The organism is Streptomyces sp. NPDC051976 (assembly GCF_040680795.1).
GTDB lineage: Bacteria > Actinomycetota > Actinomycetes > Streptomycetales > Streptomycetaceae > Actinacidiphila.
Genome location: NZ_JBFAXL010000004.1, coordinates 206688 through 233404, shown reverse-complemented (window position 1 = coordinate 233404; position 26717 = coordinate 206688). Strand labels below are relative to the sequence as shown.

The window sequence follows — 26717 nt, the reverse complement described above, 5'->3', positions numbered from 1 at the left end:
GCCACCGGTTATCGACGCGCCCGCGCCCGCCGGGCGGGTGGGGCAGGGTGGGTGGGGATGTGTGCGAGGCTCGGGGGGTGCGATACATCATCATCGGTGCGGGTGCGGTTGGCGGGACGATCGGTGGGCGGCTGTTCGACAGCGGCCATGAGGTGGTGCTGGTGGCCCGCGGGGCGCATCATGACGCGCTGGCCGAGCGCGGGCTGCGGCTCGAACTGCCGGGCGGGGCGCTGACGTTGAAGGTGCCGGTGGTGGACGGGCCGGGGGCGCTGACGGCGCGGCCGGACGACGTGCTGGTGCTGGCGGTGAAGACGCAGGACACGGCGGGCGCGCTGGCCGCGTGGGGCGCGTACGGCATGGGGCACGGCGGGGACGGCCCGGCGGTGGTGTGCGCGCAGAACGGGGTGGAGAACGAACGGCTGGCGCTGCGCCGCTTCCGTGACGTGCACGCGATGTGCGTGTGGCTGCCAAGCGCGTATCTCGAACCGGGTGTGGTGCAGGCGCCGTGCGCGCCGCTGACCGGCATCCTGCACCTCGGCCGCTATCCGTCGGGCGCGGACGACACGACGTACAAGATGGCCGCCGATCTGGGGAGTTCGGGGTTCGAGGCGCCGGTCTCGCAGGACGTGATGGCCTGGAAGTACGCCAAGTTGCTGGGGAATCTGGGCAATTCGCTGGAGGCGATGTGCGGGCCGGTCGGCGAGGGGCCGTTGGCGGAGGTCTACCAGCGGGCCAGGGCCGAGGGTGAACGCGTGCTCGAAGCGGCGGGCATCCCGTTCGTGAGCGCGGCGGAACAGGCCAGGGTGCGCGGTGACCGGGTGCAGGTGCAGCCGATCAACGGCGTGCTGCGCGGCGGCGGTTCGTCCTGGCAGAGCCTTGCGCGGGGCACCGGCTCCATCGAGGCCGACTACCTCAACGGCGAGATCGTGCTGCTCGGGCGCCGGCTCGGCCTCCCGACACCGGTCAACGAGGCCCTGCAGCGCACCGCCGACACCTTCGCCCGCGACCGCCGCGGCCCGGGCAGCCTGACGGCCGCCGAGGCCGCGGCGCTGATCGGCGCGGGCCGGGCGTAGCGGCCCGGGTAGCGGCCGGGCATACGGCTCCGGGGCGGCCCCCGGGCCCGGTGCCGGGCCCGGGCCGCGGCTCTACCCCTCCGTTCAGGTGCCGGGGCGCATCCGGAAGTCGTACGCGGCGGGCAGCGGGTGCTCGGTGCGGGCCCGGGCGCGGATCTCGTCGGTGACGGGGCCGTCGCCCGCGACCAGGCGTTCGGCGATCGCGAACCAGGTGTCGCTGAGCGTCTCGACGCCCTCGTGCAGGTCGGGAACGACGAAGCCGCGGTCGAACTGGGCGCGGGCGGCGGTGACGTCGCCGCCCGCGAGGGCGGTCTGGGCGGTCAGCAGGCAGCGGCGGCCGTCGGCGTCCGGGGCGTGGTCGGCGCCGCCGTCGGAGGCGGAGGCGGAGTCGGGACCGGGGCCGGAGTCGGGGCCGGGTGGGGGTCCGGCAGGTGGGTCGGCGAGCAGGCGCTGGGCGTCGGCGGGGCGGTCCGCGGCCAGCAGAACCGGTATCGCCTCCAGCAGCAGGGCGCGCTGGACGGCGCGGGCGGTGGCGACGGCTTCCGGGAACCACCGTTCGCGGGTCAGGAACGTCTCGCGCAGGCAGCTGTACGCGGCCAGGTAGCGGTCGGCCGCCCGCCGGTCCTCGCCCGCGTCCGTCTCGGCGACGGCGAGGGCGCGCAGCGCCCAGGGCGAGGGGTGGTCGGCGACCGAGCGCTCCCAGCTCCGTACGGCCTGGGCGCGGTCGCCGGCGTGCCACTGGGCGATGCCGAGGTAGTAGTCGCGGAACCACTCGTTGCCCGGGTAGGTGTCGGCGGACTCCAGGAGTTCGCGCCATTCGGGGGCCACGAGGGCGGGCCCGGGCGCGGCGCCGTCGGCCGGCCGGGGGAACACGCCCGCGAGCAGGAGTTCCAGCCAGGGCTTGTGCGCGGCGCCGAGTGTGCTCGCGGAGAACGGCGTGCCCGGCAGATGGAAGTGGCCGCGCTCGACCTCCAGCGCGCCCCAGCCGGAGCCGGTGGCGAGGACGTCCTTCGGGTCGGTGTCGGCGTGCGCGAGCCAGGCCGCGTGGGCCGCGTCCACGGTGGCGCGCGGCAGCGCGGTCTCCAGCCGGGCCGCGGCCTCGGCGCGGGCGGCCGTCCAGTCGTCGCCGTGGACGACCGCCGGGTCGGCGGTGAGCGGGCCGTACGCCTCCAGCCAGGAGAGTTCGGAGTCCGCCGCCATGGGGAGGTGCTCGAACTGGGTACGGGCCAGGCCCGCCTGGATCTCCAGGTAGCCGCCGGTGCCGGGTTCGGTCAGCCACTGCTGCCAGCGCTGCCCGCCGCGCCCGCTGCCCCACAGGAACAGCTTGCGGCCGCGCAGTTGGTCGGTGGAGGTCTGCACGAGGCCGTGGCCGTCGCCGTCGAGCGCGGTGACCCAGTGGCGGTCGTCCTCGCTGATGTCGAAGAAGTAGTCGGCGGCGTGCGAGGAGCGGGCGGGGTAGCTGACGTCGGCGGCGGTGCCCCCGTCGCCGCTGGTGGGGCCGGTGCCGTTGGCTGACGGGCGCGGCATCGGGACGTGGCTGAGGGCGCGGGTGTAGTCGAAGTGCCAGGCCGCGTCGGCCGGTGCCAGGACCCGGGTGCCCTCGGTCTCCGGGACCGCGGTGTTGGACCACCAGTAGGTGGGGACGGTGCGGTCGTGCGGGTTGCGGACCCGCACGCCGACGTAGAGGAAGTCGGACTCCTCGGGCAGCCACATGTCGATCTGGAACGGCAGGTCCCGCAGGCGTTCCCACTCCCACAGCCGCAGCATCTCGCCGCCGCCGGGGGCCGGGACGCGGGCGGCGTGCAGTGGTGTGCAGGTGTGGGCGGCGTGGCCGGTGGCGCCCAGATTCCACTCGACGCCGCCGGAGAACCACGCTCCGGCCAGCCCGAACGCGGCAGGCTGCAGCACCGGGTTGCGGTAGAGCAGCTCCCGGCCGGTCGGCTTGTGCAGCAGGGAGTGCAGGCGCCCGCCGAGTCCGGGCAGCACGGTGGCGCGCAGCCGGTCGTTCTCGATCACCAGCGCGTCGAGGTCGGCGGGGGCGCGGTCGCGGCCGTAGCCGTCCAGGACGCTCACCGGGAGCACGGAGCGCAGTGGCGCGTAGCCGAGCTGGCGGGCCATGTCGGCGGGCAGCCCGGCACGGTCGCGGAGATCGATGTGGTGCATGTCGCCGAGTGGGCGCAGCGCGGGCAGCGGGTTCTCCGGGCCGAGAGGGGCGGCCGGAATGCTCACAGCGGTGCGTCGCACGGTCGTAGCCAAGGCCACCTCTTCAGCACGGTCGGCCACCCCCGATGCGGCAGCCCTCTGATGACCATGGAACAGGTTTCCCGCCGAGCTGAACAGTGCCTCCCGGAGTCAGGGTTGGGCAAAACCTGTGCAATCGGTCAGCAGATCCGCGAGAAGTACCGCTCCGGAGCCCTCTGGGTCGAGATCCGGGTCGTAGATCGTGAGGTGGAGTCCGGCGCAGCGCGGGGAGCGCGCCAGGGCGGTGACGAGCACCCGCAGTTCGGCGACGGTGAGGCCGCCGGGGTCGGGGCTGTCGACGGCGGGCATGACCTCGGGGTCCAGCACGTCGGCGTCCAGATGCAGCCAGAAGCCGTCGAGCTCCGGTGCGGCGAGGCGGGCCAGCACCTCGTCGGCGACGGCCTGCGCCCCGCGTTCGCGGATCCGGCCGGTGGTGGCGTGCCGGATGCCCAGCTCGGTCAGTTCGGCGAGGTCGTCGTCGTAGTCCCGCATGCCGAGTGCCCAGATGTCGTCGTCACGCACATACGGCCGCAGGCCCTCCAGGTCGGTGATGTCGTCCTGGCCGCGCCCGGTGACCTGGGCCAGGCCCTCGCCGGCGGCGGCGCCGATCCGGGTGGAGTTGCCCGGGTGGCGCAGGTCGGCGCTGCCGTCGAGATACGCCAGCCCGTAACGGCCCAGGCGGCGCAGCGCGAGGGCGGCGCCGAGCAGGATGCTGCAGTCGCCGCCGAGCACCACGGGGAACTCCCCTGCCGCGACCAGCGGTTGCAGCCGGTCGGCGAGCCGGACGCTGTACCCGCCGATGGCCTTGGCGTGGAAGACGCCGTCGCCCTCGCGCCACGCCCCGCGGTCGTAGCGCGGCGGGGTGACCACGCCGCCCTCGCGCGCGCCGAGCCGCGCCAGCAGCCCCTGGTCCCGCAGCGCCCCGGCCAGCTTGGCGCACCCGGGCACCGCCCCGGGGACGGGCGGCCGCAGCCCGAGGTTGGTCGGCGCGTCGATCAGGACAACGGAACGGTTCATACCGGCCATTGTGTACGCCCCCTCCGACAACGGCGCCGCCCCTTCGGCGGTGATCGCGTGCCGGGGCCACTGACAGTGGTCGCTGCTACAACGGACGCCATGACGACTCCGCGCTCCCCGCACGCGCCGCGCTCCTCCGAACCAGCGTTCCCCGACTGGCTCCAGATGGTCGAGGAGCGCTCCGCCGCGCTGCGCGAGGCCGTGGCGGCGGCGGATCTCACGGCGCGGATCCCGGGGTGCCCCGACTGGACGGTGCGGGACCTGGTGGCGCACGTCGGTCAGGTGCAGCGCTTCTGGGCGGCGACGGTGGCGGCGGGCCCCGCCCTGCGGCCGCCGTCCGACGAGGCCGTGGGCGCCACGGAACCCGCCGGTGACCTGCTCGCCTGGTCGGCGGCGTCCACCGCGCTGCTGCTGGACGCGCTGCGGGCGGCCGGGCCCGACACCCCGTGCTGGACGTGGTGGGCGGAGTCGGGGAACCCCGCCACCTCCGGTTCGGTGGCCCGCCACCAGGTGCAGGAGGCGGCCGTGCACGCCCGGGACGCGCAGGAGGCCGCGGGCGCCCCGGAGCCGCTGCCGCCGGCCTTGGCGGTCGACGCCGTCGACGAGTTCCTGCACGTCGGCTTCGGCTCGATGGACGGCTGGCCGCACTCCCCGGCCCGGGTGGCGCTGGTCGCCGACGAGGGCGCGGCCTGGACGCTGATCCTGGACGCCACCGGCGCCTCCGCGGTGCGCGGCGGGCCGGGGGACGGCCCGGAGCCCGGCGCCACCGTCGAGGGCCCCGCGGGGGAGCTGCTGCTGACCCTGTACCGGCGGGCGCCCTGGGACGGGAGCGCCCTGCGGGTGTCCGGGGACACCGCTCTGGTACGGCAGTTGGTGGTCTGGCCGACGCTCGGCTGAGCCCGTACCGTCCTGACCTGAGGGGTGATGCCCATGTCGGGTCGAGTGGTTCGCGCGGCTGGTGTGGCTCTCGTATCCACCGTCCTTCTTGTCGCCTGTAGTTCGGGGGCCGCCGACAACCGGCCGCCGACCCCCACGACCGACACCGCTCTCGCCTCCTCCGACCCGCCGCCCGTCGGCAGCATCGACCATCCGCGTCCGGTGGCCTGTGTGTCGAGCGAGGCGCACTCCGAGGAGTCCACCAGCCCGACCGGCACGAAGAGCCGCACCGGGACGAACAGCGGGACCCGTACCGGGACCGGCTCCCCCAGCCGTCCGCCGAGCCGCCCCGCGACGGTTGCCGCCACCGGCGCTCCCAGCCGGGCGCCGAGCGAGGGCCAGGACGACGTGGCCGTCGGTCCGGTCATCTGGCCGGGGTTGCGGCTGATGGCCGACGGCGACCAGAACGCCTTCGGCAGCCGCAACTCCGACGGCTGGCACTACAAGGTCGCCATCAGGCTCCGCGCCGGAACGACGGTCACCGTCACCATCGGCGCCCAGGAGCGGGCCCAGGCCGCGCTGGAGTACGGCCAGGGCTTCGGCTACGCCCCGGCCCCCGCGGTGACCTTCCAGGCGTGCCCGGGAAGCACCACCGGCTTCCCCGGCGGGTTCTTCGTCGCCGGGGAGGGCCGGGCCTGCGTGCCGGTGGAGGTCCGGGTGGGCGACGGCGCGCCGCAGCGCGTGGTGATCTCCTTCTTCAACGGTCAGTGCCCTGCGTAGGCTGGACGCATGACCGAGTCCCCGTCGCACGAGCCGTCGCCCGAGCAGCCCCACGAGTCGGCGTACGCCCCCGTGGGCGACCCCGCTCCCGACCCCGAGAAGCCCGCGCACGACCCGGAGGTCCTGCAGCTCGCCTCCCAGGTCTTCGACCTCGCCCGGCAGGGCGACACCGCCAAGCTGGCGGCCTATGTCGATGCCGGGGTCCCCGCGAACCTCACCAACGACCGCGGCGACACGCTCCTGATGCTCGCCGCCTACCACGGCCACGGCGAGACGGTGCGGGCCCTGCTGCAGCGCGGCGCGGAGCCGGACCGGGCCAACGACAAGGGCCAGACCCCGCTGGCGGGCGCCGTGTTCAAGGGCGCCCGAGAGGTGATCGACGCCCTGGTCGACGGCGGCGCCGACCCCAACGCGGGCGTGCCGTCGGCGGTCGACACCGCCCGGATGTTCGGCAAGGACGAGTTGCTCAAGCTCTTCGGCGCGAGCTGACCTCCCGCCCCCCGTAGCCGGGAGGTCAGCTGATCGCGTCGGTGCGCTCGGCGAGTCGCGCCGCACCCTGCTCGGTGAGCGAGCCGTACAGCCGCAGTCGGGATATCCCGCCGTCGGGGAAGATCTCGATCCGTACATGGGTGGCGGCCGTCGCGTCGACCACGAAGCGGTGCACCGTGTCCGGCTGGAGGCGGACCCGCTGGAGGAGCTGTGTCCACTCGCCGCCCGCCCGGTTGCGGACCGACAGCTCCGCCCAGCCCGCCGAGTTGCCCTTCAGATACGCGGTGTCGATCTCGACGGCGCGTATCACGCCCTGCTCGACCAGCCGGTACTGAATCCAGTCGTTCCCCTTGTCGCGGCGGCGGCGGGTCTCCCAGCCGTCGTCCATCTTGCGGGAGCGGCCGGGCAGGATGGTGTGCTCCGGCGGCGAGTAGAAGCGGTCGGAGGCGTCCTCCACGGTGCCGCCGTGCTCCAGCGCCACCAGGTCGAAGGTGCCGAGCGCGGCCAGCCAGGCCGGGTCGGGCGCCACCTCGCCGAGCACCCGCAGCCGGGCGACGCCGCCGTCGGGGTGCTGGCGCAGCCGCAGGTGGGTGAACCGACGCTCGACATGGATCGCGAAGGCGTTCTCCGCGTGGCCGCCGACCGCGGTGCGGGGCACCAGCTCGGTCCACTCCACCGCGGGGTCGAGCAGCTCCTCCGGCGACGCGGACAGCGGCTGCGCGGTGGCCTCCACCGAGACGGCCTGCGGGTAGTTGCCCCGGAAGTGGGCGGTGTCCACGACGAGGCCGCGGATCACTCCCGGCGCCCCGAGCCGTATCAGCGCCCAGTCGTGGTCGGTGTCTTCCGGGTGCGGCTCCTTCGCGGACACCCCGCGGCGCCGCCGGGTCTCCCAGCCGTCCATGATCTTGCCCTTGTGCCCGAACCGCTCGGGGTCGAAGACCGCGGGGCCGGCGACGAGCAGATTCTCCCGCTCGGCGAAGAACTCGTCGTTGGCCGCGAGCACCCCCGCCCCGAGCCTGCGGTCGGCGAGGTCCACCAGCGCGCCGAAGGGCAGGTCCACGCTGCGGTAGTCCGCGAACGGGTTCCCGCCCCCGTAGGGCAGTGCGTCGCCGGTGAAGGTGGTCAGTGGCGTGAAGGTCGCTCCGTCTGTCGTCATGCCTCTACCCTCCGCCCACCCGACCCTTCACGTCCATCGAAACTTACTGAAGATATCTTTCAGGTGAACTGCACAATCGGATCCAGCTCCGCCGCTTGCCGCAGCGCGCCCATGGTCCGCCGCAGCAGCGGGGCGTCCTCGGAGCCGCCGCGCACCGCGCACACGATGCGGCGCCGCGGCCGGTCGACATCGAGCGGGCGGACGACGAGGTCGGAGGTGCGGCGCGCACCCGAGGCCGTCATCCGGGGCACGAGGGCAATCCCCATGCCCGCCCCGACCAGGGCGAAGATCGCGGGCCAGTCGGCGGCCGCGTGCGCCTGCTCGGGTACGAAACCGGCGTCCGCGCATGCCGCGAGCGTGATCTCGCGCCACGGGCCGCGGCTGCCGAAGATCCACGGCTCGCCGGCGAGCTGCGCGAGCCGCAGCCCCGGCGCGGCGGCCAGTGGGTGCGTCGCGGGCAGCGCGATGTCCAAGGGGTCGGTGAGCAGCGGGAAGAGCACGAATCGCGCGTCCCTGGCGGTGGGCGCGTCGACGGCCAGCGACAGCGCGAGATCGACCTCGCCCGCGGCCAGCTCCTCGTACACCTCGGCCGCCTCCGCCTCGCGTACCGACAGGGTGATGCCGGGCGCGTCCCGCCGTACGATCTGCGCCGCGGGGACGACGAGGCGCGTGATGGCGGTCGCGATGGCACCCACGGTGACCAGGCCGGACTCACCCTGCGCGTATCCGTCGAGTTCAGCTCCCGCGCGTTCGAGCTGGGCGAAGACGACCTCGGCGTGGCGGAGCAGGACGTGCGCGGCGCCGGTGAGTCTGACGCCCCGGCCGCGCGCCTCGATCACCGGCGAGCCGATCTGCTTCGACAGCGCCGCGAGCTGCTGCGAGACGGCGGACGGCGTCATGCGCAGCGCGCCCGCCGCGGCCGTCACGGTGCCGGTGTCGTGCAGGGCGCGCAGGATCTGCAGCTTCCGTAGGTCCCATTCCTTCATGCAGCCAGCCTAAACAGTGCGCGCCGAATCGTCGCCACCCGCCACACGACGACGGGGGCGCGGCAGCGGGCGGGTCAGGAGGCGGCGGCGCCTTCGCGGTGCTGCTGCGGGCTGATCCCGCGGACCCGTTTGAAGGCGGCGCTGAGCGCGAAGGGACTGCCGTAGCCGACCTTGCGGGCCACCGCGCCGATGGTGGCGTCGGGCTCGCGCAGCAGGTCGGCGGCGAGCGACAGCCGCCAGCTCGTCAGGTACGACATCGGCGGCTCGCCGACGAGATCGGTGAAGCGGCGGCCGAGCGCCGCCCGGGACACGCCGGTCCTGGCCGCCAGCGCGGCGACGGTCCACGGGTGCGCGGGCTCGTCGTGCAGCAGTCGCAGCGCCGGGCCGACCACCGGGTCGGACTGGGCGACGTACCAGGCGGGGGCGCCCGCCTCGGGCCGGGCGAACCAGTCCCGCAGCACCGCGATGAGCAGCAGGTCGAGCAGCCGGTCGAGGACGACCTCCTGGCCCGGCTCGTCCCGCACGATCTCGTCGCGCAGCAGACCCGGCAGCGGGCTGCTCCAGTCGTCGCCGGGCAGCACCAGGATGTGCGGCAGTACGGACAGCAGCCGCTGGCTGATCTCGCCGCGCATCTGGTAGGTGCCGCTGATCATCACCGCCGAGCCGTGCGGGTCGTCGCCCCAGGTGCGTACGCCGAGGTCCATGTCCTCGCACAGTTCGACACCCTGGGGTGTGGCGGACACCTGACCCGGGTGGATCACGATCTGCGGTGCGGTGCCGGGGTCGTCGGCGACGGTGTACGGCTCGGGCCCGCGGACCACCGCGATGTCGCCGGGGCGCAGCCGTACGGGCCCGGCGGCGTCCGGCACGATCCAGGCGTCGCTGCTCACCATGAAGACCAGCGTCAGCGGGGCGCGGTCCTCGATCCGTACCGACCAGGGCGGGGTGAGGATCGACCGCAACAGGAAGGCGCCACGCGCCCGGGGCCCGTCCAGCAGGTTCGCCAGTGCGTCCATGGCTCCCAGCGTAGGGCTGGACGCCCGCGCATGGGGGTGAGCTTTTCGACGATGGTCGGAGGCTGGGCGGCGCGGCTTCACTGAAGTCATGACAACGAACCCGTACAGCGCCCCCCAGCAGCTCACCCACTACGAGAGCGGCTGGCAGCCGCGCCCCCAGCACGGGACCGGGCACGGCTCCGGACACGCACCCGGGCAAGGCACCGGGCACGGCCCCGGACCCGGCCGCCTCCCGAACACCCCGCCCGTCCCACCGTCGAAGTCGGCACCGTCCGCACCGCACAAGGGAGTTGCTGCCATGTCCGGCGACATCCGTACGTACGTCCTGCTCGCCGCCACGCTCACCACCGGTCTGATGGCGGGTCTGTATTTCGCCTTCTCGGTCGCGGTGATGCCGGGGCTCGGCAAGGCCGACGACCGCACCTTCATCGAGGGTGTGCAGCGCATCAACGTGGCGATCCTCAACGGATGGTTCAGCCTGGCGTTCGGCGGCGCCCTGGTGCTGGGCGGGATCGCGGTGGCCCTGCACTGGCGGGGCGAGGGGCGGCCCGCACTGCCGTGGATCATCGCGGGCGTCGTGCTCTACACGGCCTCGCTCTTCATCACCATGGGGCTCAATGTGCCGCTCAACGACCAGCTCGCGAACGCCGGCAACCCGGCGAAGATCCACGACCCGGCGGCCGTACGCGCCCAGTTCGAGTCCGCGTGGCTGCACTGGAACGTGGCCCGCGTCCTCACCAGCACCGCCGCCCTCGGCTGCCTGTCCTGGGCCCTGCGTGCCGGGCGCGGCTGACGCCCGGTGCCGGCGGCCGGTCAGGCCGCCGGGCAGCGACCCCGCCCTCCCCACGCCGTCGGGGGAGGGCGGCGGGCGTTTCGGGCCGGTGCGGGGGCAGTTCCCGAAGGAGGGGTCAGTTCCCGAAGGAGCCGTGGCGGCCCTGGCCCGCGGCGAACCGCGCCGCTCCCTCCGCGGCCTCGGTGAGCGAGACCATGCCGTGGCCCAACTCCACGGCCAGCGCCTCCTGTTCCGGCAGACCTTCCTGCTCCAGCAGCGACAGCCGGTCCTGGCGCAGGCAGGTCTGGGGAAAGGCGGCGATCTCGGCGGCGAGCGCGGTGGCGGCCGCGCGTGCGGTGCCGCGCGGCACGACCCGGTCGACCAGCCCGATCGCCAGCGCCTCGGCCGCGTCCACCGGGCGGCCGGTGAGCGTGAGGTCCATCGCGCGGCCCGCCCCGATCAGCCGGGGCAGCCGTACGGTCCCGCCGTCGATGAGCGGTACGCCCCAGCGGCGGCAGAAGACGCCGAACACCGCGTCCTCCTCCGCGACCCGGAGATCGCACCAGAGGGCGAGTTCGAGCCCACCCGCCACCGCGTGGCCGGAGACCGCGGCGATCACCGGCTTGCCCAGCCGCATCCGGGTCGGCCCCATCGGGCCGTCACCGGTGGCCGTCACCTTGTTGCCGCGTTCGGTGCCGATCGCCTTGAGGTCCGCGCCCGCGCAGAAGGTGCCGCCCTCGCCCCACAGCACGGCGACTGCGGCCTCGTCGTCCGCGTCGAACTCCCGGAAGGCGTCCGCGAGGGCCCGCGCGGTGGGCCCGTCCACCGCGTTGCGCGCCTCCGGCCGTGACAGCACCACCGTGGTGACCGCACCGTCCCGCTCACTGCGTACGGACATTCGTCGCGCCTTTCCGTCGGGCTTGCCAGGGGTGTTCCCGCAGCGTTAACACGGGGTACCCGGCGTCCGCAAGACACCCCCTGGGGGTATATCGTCGACGCCATGGCAGTGGACGGCGGCGGTACGCGGCAGGCGCGACGCCGCCGCACGCCCCGGGCGCTGGCCGTCTGCGCGGTGCTTTTCGGTCTCTTCCTGATGCACGGTTCACCGGCCTCCGCGGCTCAGGGGTGCCATGGCGGTGTCGCGTCGATGGCGTCGATGGGTGCTGCCGCTGCGATGGCGCACCCGCGCCACGAAGGGGGCGTCGGGGCCGATTTCACGGCTCCGTTCACCGATCATCACACTCTGGTGCGCGAAAACTCGCGCGGCACCATGAGTGGCGAATTCCGCGCCCAGGTGTACGGCGGGACGCACCCGCACGGGGACATCTGCTGGGCGACGCCCGCACGCGGCGGGTCGCCGCTGGCCCATGCGGCGACGGGTGCGGTGAGCGGTCACACGATCACCCAAGCGGGCGCGATCAGCTGGACACCTCATGCGCTCGGGGGCGGTTGGCGCGGTCCACCGTCCACCGGGCGTGCCGTGCTGCTGCGGGTGGGTGTGGCGCGGACCTGAGAGGGCCCGCCGGGCCGGGGTGTTCCCGGCGCGGCGCCGCGTCCTGCTCATTTCCGCGCACCTTGTGCGCGTCCCACCCGGAAGAACCCGGTGCATCTCATGCGACCTCTGCACGTTTCACGTTCCCGCGCCCGTTCCCGCACCACCGCCGTCGCGGCCGTCGGCGCCGCGCTACTGCTCGGCCTGACCGCCTGCGGCTCCGGATCCGGCTCCCCCGCCGCCAAGGGGACGGCCCACGACCACGCTCCGGCGATGACGTCGACGCCGTCGATGCCGGGGATGCCAGGGATGCCTTCGACGACGGGGATGCCGTCGATGTCAGGCATGCCGTCCATGGACACCACGGCGGCACCGTCCGACACCAGCGCGGGCTACCGTTTCGTCTCCGCCGACAGCCGCCTGACGGCCGGTCACCCGGTGGCGTACCGTTTCCGCGTCACCGGTCCCGAAGGCGGCCCGGTGACCGCCTTCGCCGTCGAGCAGACCGAGCGGCTGCACTTCTACGCGGTCCGCTCCGACCTCACCGGCTTCCAGCACGTGCACCCCGTGATGGCCGCCGACGGGACCTGGACGGCGGGGCTCGCCGCGCTGGCGCCAGGCGGCTGGCGGGTGTTCGCGACCTTCACCCCGGCCGACGGTCCCGGCAAGGGCGAGGACTTCGTCCTGAGCCGTACGGTCACGGTGCCCGGCGCCGCGACCGCCGCACCGCTGCCGCCCGCCGCGTCCACCACCACGGTCGACGGCTACACGCTGACCGTACGCGGCGAGGTGAGGGCGGGAATGGCCGCACCACTGACGGTGGCCTTCAGCAAGGACGGCAAGCCCGTGACCGACCTCCAGCCGTACCTGGGGACGTACGCGCATCTGACGGCGTTCCGCGCCGGCGATCTGGCGTTCGCGCACCTGCACCCCACCACGGCGGCGGACGGCACACCCGGCGGTCCCGAACTGACCTTCCACGCCGAGCTGCCGGCCGCGGGTGACTGGCGGCTCTTTGTGCAGTTCCGCACCGGAGGGACGCTGCACACCGCGGCGCTCACCGTACGGGCGGCCTGACGTACGGCATGAAGTAGGGCCAGACGTACTGCGCCGGGGCCCGGCGCCGCGCTGCTGGTCAGGGGTGTTCCGAGACCAGTACGGCGACGGTGTCGGGCTCCAGCGCGCGGAAGGTGTGGGCGACGTCCGCCGGGTACGAGATGTAGTCGCCCGGGTGGATCTCGACGGGGTCCTCGGTGAGGCCGACCAGCGCGCGGCCGGTGCTGAGCACGACGTGCTCGACGGTGCCGGGCGTGTGCGGGTCGGAATCGCGGGGGGCGCCCGGCTGTACGGAGACCAGGTAGATGTCGCGGCGCGTGTGCGGGGGGCCGGAGGCGAGCAGGGTGGCGACGTAGTCCGAACGCTCGGCCGTGAACGCCGGTCCCTCGCCCGCGCGCAGCACCCGTACGGTCGGCCGCGGCGGTTCCACGAGCTGCGCGAACGGCACGTCCAGGGTGACGCTCAGCGCCCACAGCGTCTCGACGCTCGGGTTGCCCGCGCCGGACTCCAGCTGGGAGAGCGTCGACTTGGCGATGCCCGCGCGGCGGGCGACCTCGGCGAGGGAAAGGCCCGCACGGCGGCGCTCGCGCTGGAGCGATTCGGCGATGGCGGCCAGTGGCGCTCTTCCGCCCTGCTGGGCCCGGGTGTCGTCGCCGCGGCTCGGGCCGCCGTCACCTTGGTCGTCGCGGTTGCCGCGGTTGCCGCCGGGGGCCTCGCCCTGTGCCATTCACTCGCTCCGATCGTTCGCTGGAGAATGCTGGTCGTTCGGTTTGACGAACGCCGTACTTGTGTTCATTATAGAGGGCGATGCGTTCGATATGGCGAACCCCAGAGAAGGGACTGGCGCGGGACATCGCGCTGGTCTGTGTAGCCGACGCCGTGGTCGGCGTCTCATTCGGCGCCATCGCGGTGGGTCTCGGTCTGCCGGTGTGGCTGCCCATGCTGATGTCCGTGGTGGTCTTCGCGGGCGCGGCCCAGTTCATATTCATCGGCATCGTCGGCGCGGGCGGCAACCCGGTCGCGGCGGTCGTCGCGGGCCTGCTGGTGAACGCGCGGCACGTGCCGTTCGGCTTCGCCGTGGGTGACGTGTTCGGGCCGGGGGCGCTGCGGCGGATCATGGGCAGCCACCTCATGGTCGACGAGACGGTGGCGTTCACCCTCGCCCAGAAGTCGCCCGCGCGGCGCCGCACCGCGTACTGGGCCTGCGGCGTCGGGCTGTTCCTGTGCTGGAACGCGGGCGTCGTCGCGGGTGCGTACGGGGGCAGCGCGGTCGGCGACACCGACAAGTTCGGACTGGACGCGGCCTTCCCCGCCGTACTGCTGGCTCTGCTGCTGCCGTCGCTGAGCGAGGCGGCCACCAGGAGGGCGGCTCTCGCCGGAGTCCTCATCGCGCTGGCCGCCACGCCGTTCCTGCCCGCCGGGCTGCCGGTTCTGCTGGCACTCGCGGGTGTGGCCGCGGCGCGCGGCCCCGCCGCTCCCGGGCCTGCCGCCGCTTCCCACCATGAGCACGAGTCACGCGAGGAGGTCGCCCCATGACATCGGCCACGACGCTGCTGGCCAGCACCGCCGTCCTCGGCGCCGGCACCTTCGCCTTCCGCTTCGCGGGCCCCCTGCTCCGCACCCGCGTCACCCTCTCCCCGCGCGTCGAGCGCCTGATGTCCGTCTCCGTGGTCGTCCTCCTCTCCGCCCTGGTCGCCACCTCCGCCCTCACCGACGGCCACTCCCCCGCCGACCTCGCCCGCCCCGCCGGCGTGGCCGTCGGCGGCCTCTTCGCCTGGCGCCGCGCCCCCTTCATCACCGTCGTCCTCGCGGCAGCCACCACCACCGCCCTCCTCCGCCTCCTCACCCCCCTCTAGCCCGCCGCCCACGCCCTCCCCCGATCTGCCGTCTCTACGGCGAGTCCGCCGCCGTCCCCCACTTCACCCACCGTCCGCGCGGCGCGCGGCTCGCCCCACGGCAACCACCAGCAGCCCCTCCCCCGGGGCAAGCCCCATCAGTGGCGTGCACAGCTGCCACACGCCGCATCCGCAGGCAAGCTCGCGCCCTTATGCCACGCCCTCGTGGCGCCCGTCGCGCAACGGCAAGCGCCCGCCGCGATGACCCCGCCTCCTCCGCAGCGCCCAGCCGCAGGCGCCCGTCCCGGCGGGCGAGTTCGCCAACCTCCCCCACCCGTCGCGCAACGTCAGCGGGCTCAGCCGCGCCCCCCGATCCCCCCGCGATGCTCACCCTCCATCCACCGTCCCCTGCAGGGTAGTTAGCGCCTCCACCAGCACCCCTCGGACGAGTCAGCGCCACGGCAACGTCCCAAGTCCCAGGATCCATCTCCACCTACCGCGCCCCACCTCCTCCGCGCACCACGCCCCGCAGACGAGTTGGCCCCCTCCCTCGCCGTCGCCGCAGCGACGACCCACCTGGTCGCGCCGCCCCCCATGCGCCCGCCAGCGCTCACGACAACGCACCCCACCGGGGAACAACGCCTCGACCCACCGCGTCGCCCGCCCCCGCAGGCGCGTTCGCAGCACGAACTCCCCCGACCCGAGTGCCCGTCGCCGCAGCGACAACGCGCGGGATCCACGTCCATTCACCACACCCACCACGCCGTCCACCCCGCAGGCGCGATCGCGGCATGCGCCCCCCTGCGCCCGTCGCCGCAGCGACCACGCACCCCCAAGCGCCCGTCGTCGCCCGACGACCACGCACCCGGCCGCGCCGGACCCCACGCACCGCCCCCCGCAGGGGACTTCGGCTCGAATCGGAGGTGACAGGAGGAATCCAGGTCGTGTTACGTGTCATGTCTCCGTCGCTTCACGCTGGGCATGCACCGTCCTGACGGAGAGCCACCCCCCACTGGAGGACACGTGACCGGTCCGCTGTCTCGACGCGTATTCCTACGACTGCGCATGGCGCTGCTCGGCATCCTGGCCGGATGTCTGGCGTTCACCGTGGCCGGAGCCGGGGGTGGCGCCGTGGCGTCCGCCGCCGACACGGGGTCGCTGCCGTTCTCCGGCGGCACTTCGTCCGGGCTGCACAACACGTACGACCCGGCGGCGTTCCCGTATCTGGCGCAGGCGCTCGACACGGGCACCTCGATGATCGAACTCGACGTGTGGGACGACTTCTTCACCCAGGAGTGGAAGGTCAGCCACTCCAACCCGACGGGGAACAGCAACAACTGCGTGAACGCGTCCTCGGCGTCGCAGCTCTACTCGGGTGGCGCGAACAAGGACCTGGAGAGCTGCCTGGACGATGTGCGGGTGTGGCTGGGCGCGCACCCCGGGCACGCACCGCTGATGATCAAGCTGGAGATGAAGGCCGGGTTCCAGGCCACCTTCGGGATGAGCCCCGCCAAGCTCGACCAGTCGATCAGCGCGCACCTGGGCAACCTGGTGTTCAAGCCGTCCGACCTGCTGGCCAAGCCGGGCGGCGGCAGCTACGCCACGCTCGACGCGGCGGCCACCGCGGGCAACTGGCCGACCCGGGCGCAGATGGCGGGCAAGGTGATCCTGGAGGTCATCCCGGGCACCGTCGAGGAGTCCAACCCGACCGACTCGCTGTGGACCGACGCCGAGTACGCGGGCTACCTCAAGAGCCACCTCTCCACCGCACAGGTCTTCCCCGCGGTGCACAACGCCCAGGCGGGCGACCCGCGTTCGCGCTACTCGGACACCTCGCTGCGCCCGTGGTTCGTGGTCTTCGACGGTGACGCGGCCACGTACCTCAACGGCAGCATCGACACCAGCTGGTACGACACGCACCACTACCTGCTGGTGATGACCGACGCCCAGAACGTGCCGCCGACGCTGGACGACACCAACCCGTCCGCGGCGGACGCGCAGGCACGTGTCGCCCAACTCGCCGCGGCGCACGCGACGATCGCCTCGAACGACTGGAAGGGTCTCCCCCAGGTCCAGTCGCTCACCCTGCCGCGCGGCGCCAACTGACCGTACCCGCGGCCCACGCACCGTCGCAGCACGCACACGACCGCACCCCACGGCGAGCCATTGGCCGTGGGGTGCGGTCGTGTGCGTACGGCGGTATCCGTACGAGTGCGCCCCTACAACGGGATGTTGCCGTGCCGCCGTTCGGGTGCGTCCGCCCGCTTGCCGCGCAGCGCCCGCAGGGCGCGGACCAGGTAGCCGCGGGTCTCGTGCGGCGCGATGACGGCGTCCAGGTAGCCGCGTTCGGCGGCGGCGTAGGGGGTGGCGAACTCCGCCTCGTACTCGGCGACGAGCCGCTCGCGCAGCGCGTCGGGGTCCGCTGCTTCGCGCAACGCCTTGCGGTGGAGTACGGCCACGGCGCCGGGCGCGCCCATGACGGCGATCCGGGCGGTCGGCCAGGCCACGTTGAGGTCGGCGCCCAGGTGCTTGGAGCCCATGACGGCGTAGCCGCCGCCGTACGCCTTGCGGACCACCACGGTAATCTTGGGGACGGTGGCCTCGGCGTACGCGTAGAGGAGTTTGGCGCCGCGGCGGACGATGCCGTCGTGCTCCAGTCGGACGCTCGACAGATAGCCGGGCACGTCCACGAAGGAGAGCACCGGGATGCCGAACGCGTCGCAGAAGCGGACGAATCTGGCGGCCTTCTCCGACGCGTCGATGTCGAGCGCCCCGGCCATCCGGGTGGGCTGGTTGGCGACGATGCCGACGGAGCCGCCGTCGACGCGGCCGAAGGCGCAGATGATGTTGGGCGCGAACAGCGCCTGGATCTCCAGGAGTTCGCCCTCGTCGACCAGCGGCCGCAGGATGTCCCGCATGTCGTAGACCTCTTCGAGGCGATCAGGGACGATGCCGTCCAGCCGCAGGTCGTCGGCGGTGACCGCGAGATCGGCGGGCGGGCCGTAACGGGGCGGCTCCTGGCAGTTGTTGGCGGGCAGATACGACAGCAGGACCCGCAGGAAGTCGAAGGCGTCGGCCTCGTCGTCGGCCAGGTAGTGCGCGGTGCCGCTGACGGCGGCGTTGGTCAGGGCGCCGCCCAGCTCCTCCGCGGTGGTCCGCTCGCCGGTCACCGAGCGGACCACCTCGGGTCCGGTGACGAACATGTGCGAGATGTCGCGGACCATGACGGTGAAGTCGGTGAGGGCGGGCGAGTACGCGGCGCCGCCCGCGCACGGGCCGAGGATCAGGGAGAGTTGGGGGATCACCCCGGAGGCCCGCACATTGCGCAGCACGAGCTCCGCGTAGTGGGCGAGCGCGACCACGCCTTCCTGGATACGGGCGCCGCCGGAGTCGTTGAGCCCGATGACGGGGCAGCCGACCTTGAGTGCGTGGTCCATGACTTTGAGGACCTTCTGGCCGAACGCCTCACCCATACTGCCGCCGAAAACGGTGGCGTCCTGCGCGAAGACGGCGACGGGGCGGCCGTCTACGGTGCCGTGTCCGGTAATGACACCGTCGCCGTCGGGACGGTCGGCGGCCGTGTCGAAGGCCGAACAGCGGTGCGTCACAAAGGCGTCCAGCTCGGTGAAGGATTCCGGGTCGAGCAGCAGGCCGATCCGTTCCCGGGCGGTCATCCTGCCGCGGGCGTGCTGGCGGTCCACCGCCGCCCGCGAACCGCCTTGCCAGGCACGGGCGCTGCGGGCCCGCAGCGCGGCGAGCGGGGTCGTCGGAGTGGTCGGAGTGGGGGTGGGGGTGGTCGGAGTCGGAGTGGTCGGGGTGGGGGTGATGGTCGGGTTGCGCTGGTACGGTCCTGCGGTCACGGTCATGGGGCGCCTCCGTATGCTGCGGGCGTTCCGGCCCTTCCGGCCCTTTCCGGCGTTCCGGCTTCCGGCGTTCCGGTGCTCCCGGGCACACGACACCCGGCCTATCAGGCTCCAACGGGGCAGGCAGGGCAGGGTAGTTCCGCGGATGACACTCCCTTTGGCGGCTTCTGTCACCCGGGTGACAAGTAACGCGGGCGACGCCGAGGCACTGATGCTTATTCGTGTGCTGGGAGGTACGGTCCGCGCAGATGCCCGGCCCCCACCCGGGTCTCCCCCTCCGGAAGGACGGCCTCCTCCGTGCTCAAGACCAGGCCACCGGCAGACGAACCCTTCAGCAGCCTCCCCGCCGAACTCGCCGTCCACCTGCGGCCGTTCCTCCCCGGCATCCAGGACGAGGTGGTCACCGCCATCCGTACCGAAGTCCCCGAGTACGCCCGGCCGTTCGACGACACCTATATGCGTACCCTGCGCACTGGCGTCGAGTTGGCGCTCTCGCTGCTCCTCGACCGGATGTCCGGCACCACGGCCGCGCCATGGAGCGGTACGGGGGGCGTCCAGACGGTCGCCGACACCTACCGGAGGATCGGCCGCGGCGAGGCCAGGGAAGGCCGCAGCCTCGACGCGTTCCAGGGCGCGCTGCGGATCGGCGCCCGGGTGGCGTGGCGGCGGATCACCGCGCTCGCCGACGCCGACGCGCTGCCGAGGTCGGCGCTGGTGCTGCTGGGCGAGGCGGCGCTGGTGCACATCGACGAGATCGCGGCCGCGACGGCCGCCGGGTACACCGAGGAGCAGCTGCACGCCGCAGGTGAACTCCAGCGCAGGCGGGCCCGGTTGTTGGACCTGCTGACCGCGGAGCCACCCGCCGCGCCCGAGGCGCTGCGCGAACTGGCCGAGGCGGCGCAGTGGCAGGTCCCTGGGTCGCTCGCGGTCCTGGTCGTCGACCGCGAGGACGAGGGTGACGCGGCGCCGCCGGTGCTGCCGCCCGGGTTCCTGGGCCGCTTCGACCAGCGGCCCGGCTGCGTGGTCGTGCCCGATCCCGACGGCCCCGGGCGGGCCGCGTCACTGGACCTGGGACAGTGGGGCAAGCGGGCGGCGCTCGGCCCCACCGTCTCCGTGACGGACGGAGCGCGGTCGCTGCGCTGGGCGGTGGCGGCGCTGTCGCTGGCCCGCCGGGGCATCCTGCCGGACCGCGGAGTGCTGCACTGCGCCGAACACCTCGCCACGCTCGTCCTCTTCCAGGACGAGGACCTGATGCACGCCCTGGTCGTACGGCAGTTGGCGCCGCTCGCCGGGATGCGCGTCCCCTACCGCGAGCGGCTGGCGGAGACGCTGCTGTGCTGGCTGCAGTGCAGCCGCAACGCCAACGAGGTGGCCGCCCGGCTCGGAGTGCACCCGCAGACGGTCCGCTACCGGCTGCGCCAGCTCGACGGGCTGTTCGGCGACCGGCTGCAGGATCCGGACGGCGGCTTCGAGCTGGAACTGGCGTTACGGGTAAGGCGATTACGGTCGCCGCGTGACGGGTGAGCTGGTCTTCAGACGAGCACGCGGGCGGCCGGCATCCGGTACGCGTCGAGTTGGGTGACCTTCGGCAGCGTCTCGGGCGGCGGGCCGCCCAGCGCGCGGATCGCCGGTGCGGCGGCCGCCAGGGTGGCGAGGGTGCGCCGCGTCCACGGCCCGGCGGGGACCAGGACCACATGGTCGAGGCCGTAGTCGACGAACGCGGCGCAATGGGCGACGAGTTCGTCCGCCGTCGCGTCGGGCCGCACCAAGGTGCTGACCGAGGTGTCCACATCGCTGACATCACGGCCGAGCTTGCGGCAGTGCACCGCGAGGATGTCGAGCTTGGCGCGCAGGGTGGCGCCGCCGTCCGGTACGTCGAGCAGGTCGCACGCCTCGGCGTACCGCGCGATCAGCGGCAGCGTCCGCGCGTCGCCGGTGCCGCCGACCAGTACGGGGGGCCGCCGCTCCTCGCCGGACGCGCCGCCGCCCCTGCCGTCCTCCGGCCACAACTCGTGGGCGAGCCGCAGGAGTTCCCCGGTGCGTTCCGCGCTCCCCGCGTTCCCCGCGCTTCCCCCGCTCCCCAGCGTGCCCGCCGCGAGCCGGCCGTACCCGGCGCCGATCCCGAGCCTGGCCCGGCCGCCGCTGAGCGCGTCGAGCGCGCGGGCGGCCCTGATGAGCAGGCCGGGGGAACGGTAGGCCGTCGCCTCGGCCAGCACGCCGAGCCGCACCCGTTCGCTGCGCGACGCAAGTGATCCCAGCGTCTCGTACGCCTCCAGGACGGCCTCGTCGGGCGATCCCGCCGGGTCGTCGCGCACCTCTTGCCGCAGATGGTCCGCGACCCACACGGAGTCGAGGCCGATCTCGTCGGCCGCCGCCACCACCCGCTCCACCTGTGCGGCCGAGCCCTTCGGCCCCTCGGGCCACGCGTGGTGGGCCACATTGATGCTGATCCGCATGGTCTACGCCTCCGGTCCTGAGCGTCCGCCGGTCGGGGTGAGGTGCACGGCCGCCAGTTTCCAGGCGCCGTCCTCGTGGACAATCGTCTGCGTGAGGCGGAAGTACCCGTCCGCGTCACGGCCGTCGTAGATGCTCTGCTGCCCCTGGATGCCGACGGCCACCGCCGCGTCCCCGTACTGACGGATGGTCACTTCGTCCCAGGTGAACGCGTCGTGCACCAGGCACCCCGAGTCGTACCGGTCCAGCCACTGCTTCTTGTCGAGCACGAAGCCCCGGTGCCCCACGGCCGTGAAGTCGTCGGTGAGCAGCGTGTCGAGCGTCTTGGTGTCGCCGCGCCACTCCGCCTCGGTCCAGCGGCGCGCGAACCGCGCCAGCTCCGGGTCCTGGTCCATGCCCTTGTCTCCCTTGCACGCGGTGAGCCACCGGGGGCCGGGTCCCGGCCCGGGGGAGCGGTCCGGGTTCCCGACCCGGTTCCGGGGCGGGCTCCGGGTTCTCCCCAAGACTCCCGCGCCGAGCCCGTCCGCCGCATCGACCGGCGGTATGCCTCTGCCGTACTCCCCCGGTCAGCCGCCGCCCACACCACCCGTACTCCCGCGGGAGTAACACCCCCCGCCCGCCTCCCCTCGGCCACACTCCCCACCGGGCCCGCGGTTATTCGGATGCGCCCCACCACCCGCGCCCGCCACTGTGTACGCCATGGAAGAACCCGCGCGCCGCATCCGCGCGCTGCACACCCCCACCACGGTCACCGTCTACCAGGCGTACACCCCCTCCCTCGGCACCCCCGCCGCCCGCAACGGCCGCTTCCCCGCCGCCTGGAGCCGCGACCGCATGACGTGGATCAAGCCGAGCTTCCTGTGGATGATGTACCGCTGTGGCTGGGCCACCAAGGAAGGCCAGGAGACCGTGCTCGCCGTCGAGATCACCCGCGACGGCTTCGCCTGGGCTCTTCGGCACGCCTGCCTCTCCCACTACGCCCCCAAGGTCCACGACGACCGGGCCACCTGGCGCCGCCAGCTCAAGCAGTCGCCCGCCCGCGTCCAATGGGACCCCGAACGCGACCTCCACCTCCAGCCGTTGCCCCACCGCTCCCTCCAACTCGGCCTCACCGGCGAAGCCGTACGCCTCTACGCCGACACCTGGCTCGTCAACATCACCGACGTCACAGCCCGCGCCCGCGAGATCCACTACCTCCACGGCATCGGCAAGACGGACGAAGCCCGCCAACTCATCCCGGACGAAAAGCCCTACCCCCTGGACGGCCTGTCCCTGGCCCACCTCGGCGCCTGAGGCTCGACCGCGGAGCAGCTTGCCCGAGAGCTTCTACGACGGCGTTTGCCCGTGCTATGCGGGGCGGAGAACGGGCTCGATCTCGGCCAGAGCGGCGAGCAGAAGAGGAGCCCCCGCAGAGACGCGGTCATCGGTGTCACGAGCCAATTCCTCCGAAAGTTGCACCGCACAGTCCCGGTCGGAGGAGAAGACGCCGAAAACGTCGACAATTGCGGCATGGATCCAATCGCTGTGATGTGAGTCGGCAACCGCTAAGGCGGAGGCGATGATCGCCAGCCCGGCCTTGTCCTTTCGCCGAAGCACGGCTTCCGCAGTCGCGCGGGTGACGAAGGTGTAATTCGGGTCGAGTACGAGTTCCCGCAGGGGTCCGACATCGGGGCTCTGCGAACAATCTCCGCCAAAGGCCCTGGCGGCGGTTGCTGTGCGTCGGGAAGACAACATGGTCGCCATCTCAACGGTGGAACGGCAATGACGAAGCTAGGTTGCAGCGATGAGCGACAACTCCCTTCTCGGCCGCACCATCCGTCTCGTTCCGCTGGCCGTCGATCACGCGGAAGCGCTGTTCCCCTCGGCGTCGGATCCTGAGGTCTGGCGGTGGATGCCCCGGCCTCGCCCGGGCTCTGTGACGGAGACGCGGGAGATGATTGGTCACATGCTGGCGGATCCGGCGAGACGGTGCTTCGCCGTGCAGCGGGTGACGGACCGGGCAGTGGTTGGCTCGACCAGTCTGTATGAACTCGACCTCGATGAGGGTCGCGCCGAGATTGGTGCGACGTGGTTCGACCGTGCTTGTTGGGGCGGTCCCTACAATGCCGAGTCCAAGCTTCTGCTGTTGTCGCACGCTTTCGACCATCTGCGCCTGGCACGAATCGCCTTGCGCACCGACAACCTCAATGTGAGGTCCCAACAGGCGATGACACGGCTGGGGCTGGTCTATGAGGGGACGCTGCGCAGTCACATGGTGCGGCAGGACGGCACGCGCCGGGATTCGCTGTACTACAGCGTCCTCGTGGAGGAATGGCCGTCCCTGCGCGAGAGGCTTGTCGCCCGGGTGGCGGCCAAGGCCACTGCCTGATCCTGCGGCGGCCCCGCCGCCAACCCTTCGCCCTTCCTCGGGATCGACCAGAAGCCGACCCTGTTGGCGCGATCAGCGGCCCAACGAGTGCCGGACATAACCCGGCTGGGCCACCCATCCCAATGCGGCTCTCGTCCACTCCGTTCAGCACGCGTGGCCTGGGCACTTTCCCTGGCGGCTGCGTAGAGAGCAGGCTCTCGCAGCGGTCAGGGCGCGCAACGCGAGTGAGGTCAGGAGGGCAGGCGGGAGAGGATGGATTGGATGGCGGATTCGCGGCGGGGGGCGTTCATCGTGCGGGCGAGGGTGAGGGCTTCGGTGAGGGCTTCGCGGGCCAGGGCGTCGCGGCCCGCGTGGAGGAGGATCTCGCCGAGGGCGGTGAGCATGGTGGTCAGGCCGCCCTCGTCGGCGGCGGCGCGGTGGAAGGCGATGGCGCCGGTGATGGTGCGTTCGGCGTCGGCGTAGCGGCCCAACTCGTCGTAGGCGAGGGCCAGGTGCCACTGGCACCAGGCGATGTTCGGGGCGTCGTCGCGGCGTTGGGCGAGGAGGAGAGCCTCTTCGAGTACGCGGGCGGCCTCCGCGGGCTGGGCGAGCTGGCGGTGGGCGTCGGCGATGTGGGCCGCCACCCAGATCTGGCCGCCCTCGTCGTGGAGTCCGCGGTAGAGCGCGTCGGCCTCGGCGTAGTGCGGCAGGGCGTCCTGGGGGTGGTCGAGGTCGCACTGGAGGTCGCCGAAGTGGGTGAGGATCCAGGCGCGTTTGGTGTCGTCGCCGAGGGACTGGGCGATCTCCTGCGCGCGGTCGTAGAGCGGCGGTGTGTCCTGGCTGCGGCCCAGGATCCGGCGGGCCTCGGCGAGGTGGATGAGGGAGCCGAGTTCGGCGGGCTCGTCGTGTTCGCGGCGCGCGGCCTCGACGGCCATGCCCTTGATGGACTCCATCTCCTCCCAGTGCCCGCGGTAGAACAGCAGCCCGTAGAGCGACCCGGCGATCCGCAGCAGCAGGTCCCACTGCTCGTCGGCGAAGGCCGCGCGCATGCTGGCGTTGACGTTGAGGAACTCGTCCGCGAACCAGGCCACGGCCTCGGCGGGCGGCCGTTCGTGGGCGTCGGGCAGCGACATCCAGGTCTCCAGGCAGTCCGCGTACCACCGCAGGGAGCGGCGGAAGGCGCTGCGCCGGTCGGCCGGTGACTCGTCGCTCTCGGCGCGCTCCCTGGCGTAGTGGCGGAGGAGGTCGTGCAGCCGGTAGCGGTCGCCGGCCGACCCGCTGACCTCGACGAGCTGGCGGTCGGCGAGCTCGCCGAGCATCCGCTCCGCGTGGTCGGGGGTGACGTCGCAGGCCCGCGCGGCGAGGGCGGGGGCGAAGTCGGAGGCGGCGAGCAGACCGAGGTGGCGGAAGAGGCGGGCGGTGTCCGGCCGCAGACCGCGGTAGCTGATCTCGAAGCTGCTGCGCACACTCTTATCCTCTCCGTCCAGATGGGAGACAAGCGCCTGCTCGTCGGCCAACTGCGCGGCGTGGAAGGAGAGGGGACGGTGCTGCCCGGCCGGGGAGGCGGCGCTGGTGGCGGCGATCCGGATGGCCAGCGGCAGACCGCCGAGGAGCGACACGATGGTACGGGCGGCGTCCCGCTCCCGGCTGACGCGTTCGGCGCCGGTGATCCGTTCCAGCAGCCGCAGGCCGTCCGGGTCGGCCAGCGGGGCGACCGGCAACCGGTCGGCGCCCTCGACGGAGGTGAGCGCCGAGCGGCTGGTCAGGATCACCGCGCTGCCGGGCGACTCGGGCAGCAGCGGCTGGATCTGGGAGGCGCGCACCACGTTGTCGAGCACCAGCAGGCTGGGGCCTGCCCGTAGCAACCGGTGTAGCACGTAACGGCGTTGACGGGTCTCGCGCGGCAGGTCGTTGCCGAACAGCCCGAAGCCCTGGAGTGCCTGGATCATCGCGCCGTCGGGCGTCACCTCGGAGGTGCCGCTGCCGCCGAGGTCCACCAGGATGCGGGCGTGCGAGAAGGTCGGGGCCAGCCGATGGGCGATGTGGTTGGCCAGCGCGGTCTTGCCGACGCCGGGCATGCCGTACAGCACCACCACGGGTGTGGTCTGCGCGAGGCGGTCGGTGAGCAGCGTCTGCGCCTGGGCGGCGAGCCGCTCGCGGTCGGTGAAGTCCGACAGCGGTCGGCGCAGCGCCAGATGGCCGGTCGCGGGCGGGGTGGGCGGCCTACTGGCGCGCGGCAGCACCGTCCAGGTGTCCAGGCCCAGGCGCCAACCCCAGTCGGTGCCCTCGACCAGCGCGGTCAGGTCGCTCAGCGGCGTGAGAGTCAGCGTGGAGGCGCCTTCCGGCAGGTGGTGCTCGATGAGCAGGCCCACGGCGAGCGGGCCGAGTTCGGGGTCGTCGCTGAACACGACGGCGCCGGACATGCCCTGCCACTGCGACTCGCCCAGGGCCCCGCTCGGCAGCGGCCGCGGTGTCGAGGTGGTGCGCAACTCCAGCAGCCCGCGGCGCCGGTTCGAGCCGGGCGCGATGACGCCCTCGATCTGCACGCTGTCCCGTAGCGGTACGGCGCCGGTACCGGCCGACGGCTGCTCCTTCCACCGCGGATAGCCGATCGCCCAGCACCGCGCGATCACCGCCGTCTGCGCCCGGTCCACCCGCGCGAACCGCAGCGCCGGTACGTCACTGAGCCCGGCCGCGTCCGCCTCGGCGATCTCCAGTACGGCGAGGTCCGCGGGGAGGACGGGCGCCGGGGCGGGTACGAGGAGTTCCGCGACCGGCGGCGCGGCGGCGGCCACGGGGGCGGGCAGCGGGGCGGTGGAGGGCGCGAGGACGCCCGGCGGGGCGGTGGCGGCAGCCGCCGTCAACTCGGCAGGCGGGGGCGGCGGAACAACGGAACCGGCACCGGCGAGGACGGTTGAGATGGCACCCGGCAGGGCGGTGGACGCAGCCGCTGTCAGCTCAACGGCAGGAGACGGCGAAGCGGCGGGCCCGGCGCCCGCGGGGATGGACGGGACGGACGGGCGGACGCCCGGCGGGAGGCCCGCGGCGAGCACCACCGCCGACAGCTCCGAGCCGTCGAGGCAGCGGACGAGGATGACGTCGTCGATGCCGCCTTCGCTACGGACGTTGTGGGCGGCGGTGAGGACGAGTCGGCCGCCGGCCAGGTAGCCGGAACCGACCGTCCAGCGGCCGTCGCCGCGCCGCCGCAGCACTTCGACAGCCCGGTCCGCGGGGCCAGTCATCACGAGGGGCGTCCGGTCGTCG

At 73.2% G+C, this 26717-nt stretch carries 25 protein-coding genes; 13 read left to right on the top strand and 12 right to left on the bottom strand.

Features of this window, described 5'->3' with window-relative positions; all coding sequences use genetic code 11:
* Positions 1 to 77 precede the first annotated feature (77 nt).
* A complete protein-coding gene (locus AB0M29_RS06805; RefSeq protein WP_365379930.1) occupies positions 78 to 1073 on the top strand; it encodes a 2-dehydropantoate 2-reductase N-terminal domain-containing protein in 996 nt (331 codons plus the stop codon).
* Between the two features lie 84 nt (positions 1074 to 1157).
* On the opposite strand, the gene AB0M29_RS06800 is transcribed toward AB0M29_RS06805, so the two are convergent.
* Complete coding sequence (locus AB0M29_RS06800; RefSeq protein ID WP_365379928.1) at positions 1158 to 3317, bottom strand: DUF5107 domain-containing protein; 2160 nt, start codon at positions 3315 to 3317, stop codon at positions 1158 to 1160.
* A 108-nt stretch (positions 3318 to 3425) separates the two neighbouring features.
* On the bottom strand, positions 3426 to 4331 hold the full coding sequence (locus AB0M29_RS06795; protein WP_365379925.1) for an arginase family protein: 906 nt from the start codon (positions 4329 to 4331) through the stop codon (positions 3426 to 3428).
* A 99-nt stretch (positions 4332 to 4430) separates the two neighbouring features.
* Here AB0M29_RS06795 and AB0M29_RS06790 point away from each other — a divergent pair, with 99 nt between their 5' ends.
* The 3 genes from AB0M29_RS06790 (at position 4431) to AB0M29_RS06780 (ending at position 6476) form a co-directional block, all read left to right on the top strand.
* Entirely contained in the window at positions 4431 to 5228 is a 798-nt protein-coding gene (locus AB0M29_RS06790; RefSeq protein WP_365379922.1) for a maleylpyruvate isomerase family mycothiol-dependent enzyme, read from the top strand.
* A 63-nt stretch (positions 5229 to 5291) separates the two neighbouring features.
* Positions 5292 to 5987, top strand: a complete 696-nt coding sequence (locus AB0M29_RS06785) for a hypothetical protein (protein ID WP_365379920.1) — start codon at positions 5292 to 5294, stop codon at positions 5985 to 5987.
* 9 nt (positions 5988 to 5996) lie between these two features.
* Positions 5997 to 6476, top strand: a complete 480-nt coding sequence (locus AB0M29_RS06780; RefSeq protein WP_365379918.1) for an ankyrin repeat domain-containing protein — start codon at positions 5997 to 5999, stop codon at positions 6474 to 6476.
* Positions 6477 to 6501: 25 nt separating this feature from the next.
* Here the strand turns inward: AB0M29_RS06780 and alc are convergent, their stop codons facing one another.
* From alc to AB0M29_RS06765, 3 genes are all read right to left on the bottom strand, one after another.
* The gene (gene alc / locus AB0M29_RS06775; RefSeq protein WP_365379916.1) at positions 6502 to 7632 is read right to left on the bottom strand and encodes an allantoicase; all 1131 of its coding nucleotides are present in this window, start codon (positions 7630 to 7632) and stop codon (positions 6502 to 6504) included.
* A gap of 59 nt (positions 7633 to 7691) precedes the next feature.
* Positions 7692 to 8618: a LysR substrate-binding domain-containing protein gene (locus AB0M29_RS06770; protein ID WP_365379913.1), complete on the bottom strand. Its 927-nt coding sequence runs from the start codon at positions 8616 to 8618 to the stop codon at positions 7692 to 7694.
* Between the two features lie 74 nt (positions 8619 to 8692).
* Complete coding sequence (locus tag AB0M29_RS06765) at positions 8693 to 9634, bottom strand: AraC family transcriptional regulator (protein WP_365379911.1); 942 nt, start codon at positions 9632 to 9634, stop codon at positions 8693 to 8695.
* Positions 9635 to 9722: 88 nt separating this feature from the next.
* Here AB0M29_RS06765 and AB0M29_RS06760 point away from each other — a divergent pair, with 88 nt between their 5' ends.
* Complete coding sequence (locus AB0M29_RS06760) at positions 9723 to 10427, top strand: anthrone oxygenase family protein (protein ID WP_365379908.1); 705 nt, start codon at positions 9723 to 9725, stop codon at positions 10425 to 10427.
* 115 nt (positions 10428 to 10542) lie between these two features.
* On the opposite strand, the gene AB0M29_RS06755 is transcribed toward AB0M29_RS06760, so the two are convergent.
* A complete protein-coding gene (locus AB0M29_RS06755) occupies positions 10543 to 11304 on the bottom strand; it encodes a crotonase/enoyl-CoA hydratase family protein (protein WP_365379905.1) in 762 nt (253 codons plus the stop codon).
* 102 nt (positions 11305 to 11406) lie between these two features.
* Between AB0M29_RS06755 and AB0M29_RS06750 the strand changes: the two genes are divergently transcribed.
* The gene (locus AB0M29_RS06750) at positions 11407 to 11919 is read left to right on the top strand and encodes a hypothetical protein (RefSeq protein ID WP_365379903.1); all 513 of its coding nucleotides are present in this window, start codon (positions 11407 to 11409) and stop codon (positions 11917 to 11919) included.
* A gap of 99 nt (positions 11920 to 12018) precedes the next feature.
* Positions 12019 to 12975 (top strand): hypothetical protein, encoded by a 957-nt coding sequence (locus AB0M29_RS06745; RefSeq protein WP_365379900.1) that lies wholly within the window; start codon positions 12019 to 12021, stop codon positions 12973 to 12975.
* Between the two features lie 58 nt (positions 12976 to 13033).
* Here AB0M29_RS06745 and AB0M29_RS06740 read toward each other — a convergent pair whose 3' ends face one another.
* Complete coding sequence (locus AB0M29_RS06740; RefSeq protein ID WP_365379898.1) at positions 13034 to 13681, bottom strand: XRE family transcriptional regulator; 648 nt, start codon at positions 13679 to 13681, stop codon at positions 13034 to 13036.
* Between the two features lie 80 nt (positions 13682 to 13761).
* Here AB0M29_RS06740 and AB0M29_RS06735 point away from each other — a divergent pair, with 80 nt between their 5' ends.
* From AB0M29_RS06735 to AB0M29_RS06725, 3 genes are all read left to right on the top strand, one after another.
* On the top strand, positions 13762 to 14490 hold the full coding sequence (locus tag AB0M29_RS06735) for an AzlC family ABC transporter permease (RefSeq protein WP_365379896.1): 729 nt from the start codon (positions 13762 to 13764) through the stop codon (positions 14488 to 14490).
* Positions 14487 to 14810, top strand: a complete 324-nt coding sequence (locus AB0M29_RS06730; protein ID WP_365379893.1) for an AzlD domain-containing protein — start codon at positions 14487 to 14489, stop codon at positions 14808 to 14810. The genes AB0M29_RS06735 and AB0M29_RS06730 overlap by 4 nt, the downstream gene beginning before the upstream one ends.
* A 1002-nt stretch (positions 14811 to 15812) precedes the next feature.
* Positions 15813 to 16895 carry a phosphatidylinositol-specific phospholipase C domain-containing protein gene (locus tag AB0M29_RS06725; protein ID WP_365379890.1) on the top strand — a complete coding sequence of 361 codons (1083 nt, stop codon included), beginning with the start codon at positions 15813 to 15815 and terminating at the stop codon, positions 16893 to 16895.
* Positions 16896 to 17008: 113 nt separating this feature from the next.
* On the opposite strand, the gene AB0M29_RS06720 is transcribed toward AB0M29_RS06725, so the two are convergent.
* On the bottom strand, positions 17009 to 18655 hold the full coding sequence (locus tag AB0M29_RS06720) for an acyl-CoA carboxylase subunit beta (RefSeq protein WP_365379888.1): 1647 nt from the start codon (positions 18653 to 18655) through the stop codon (positions 17009 to 17011).
* A gap of 294 nt (positions 18656 to 18949) precedes the next feature.
* Here AB0M29_RS06720 and AB0M29_RS06715 point away from each other — a divergent pair, with 294 nt between their 5' ends.
* Entirely contained in the window at positions 18950 to 20176 is a 1227-nt protein-coding gene (locus tag AB0M29_RS06715; protein WP_365379886.1) for a helix-turn-helix domain-containing protein, read from the top strand.
* Positions 20177 to 20184: 8 nt separating this feature from the next.
* Here the strand turns inward: AB0M29_RS06715 and AB0M29_RS06710 are convergent, their stop codons facing one another.
* Entirely contained in the window at positions 20185 to 21108 is a 924-nt protein-coding gene (locus AB0M29_RS06710) for an LLM class flavin-dependent oxidoreductase (RefSeq protein ID WP_365379885.1), read from the bottom strand.
* 3 nt (positions 21109 to 21111) lie between these two features.
* The gene (locus tag AB0M29_RS06705; protein ID WP_365379883.1) at positions 21112 to 21501 is read right to left on the bottom strand and encodes a nuclear transport factor 2 family protein; all 390 of its coding nucleotides are present in this window, start codon (positions 21499 to 21501) and stop codon (positions 21112 to 21114) included.
* 304 nt (positions 21502 to 21805) lie between these two features.
* Here AB0M29_RS06705 and AB0M29_RS06700 point away from each other — a divergent pair, with 304 nt between their 5' ends.
* Positions 21806 to 22399 (top strand): DUF4291 domain-containing protein, encoded by a 594-nt coding sequence (locus AB0M29_RS06700; protein WP_365379880.1) that lies wholly within the window; start codon positions 21806 to 21808, stop codon positions 22397 to 22399.
* A 54-nt stretch (positions 22400 to 22453) separates the two neighbouring features.
* On the opposite strand, the gene AB0M29_RS06695 is transcribed toward AB0M29_RS06700, so the two are convergent.
* Positions 22454 to 22849: a hypothetical protein gene (locus AB0M29_RS06695; RefSeq protein WP_365379877.1), complete on the bottom strand. Its 396-nt coding sequence runs from the start codon at positions 22847 to 22849 to the stop codon at positions 22454 to 22456.
* Between the two features lie 40 nt (positions 22850 to 22889).
* On the opposite strand from AB0M29_RS06695, the gene AB0M29_RS06690 reads away from it, so the two are divergent.
* Entirely contained in the window at positions 22890 to 23474 is a 585-nt protein-coding gene (locus AB0M29_RS06690; RefSeq protein WP_365379874.1) for a GNAT family protein, read from the top strand.
* A 230-nt stretch (positions 23475 to 23704) separates the two neighbouring features.
* Here AB0M29_RS06690 and AB0M29_RS06685 read toward each other — a convergent pair whose 3' ends face one another.
* Positions 23705 to 26695 (bottom strand): tetratricopeptide repeat protein, encoded by a 2991-nt coding sequence (locus AB0M29_RS06685; RefSeq protein ID WP_365379872.1) that lies wholly within the window; start codon positions 26693 to 26695, stop codon positions 23705 to 23707.
* Positions 26696 to 26717: the final 22 nt, after the last annotated feature.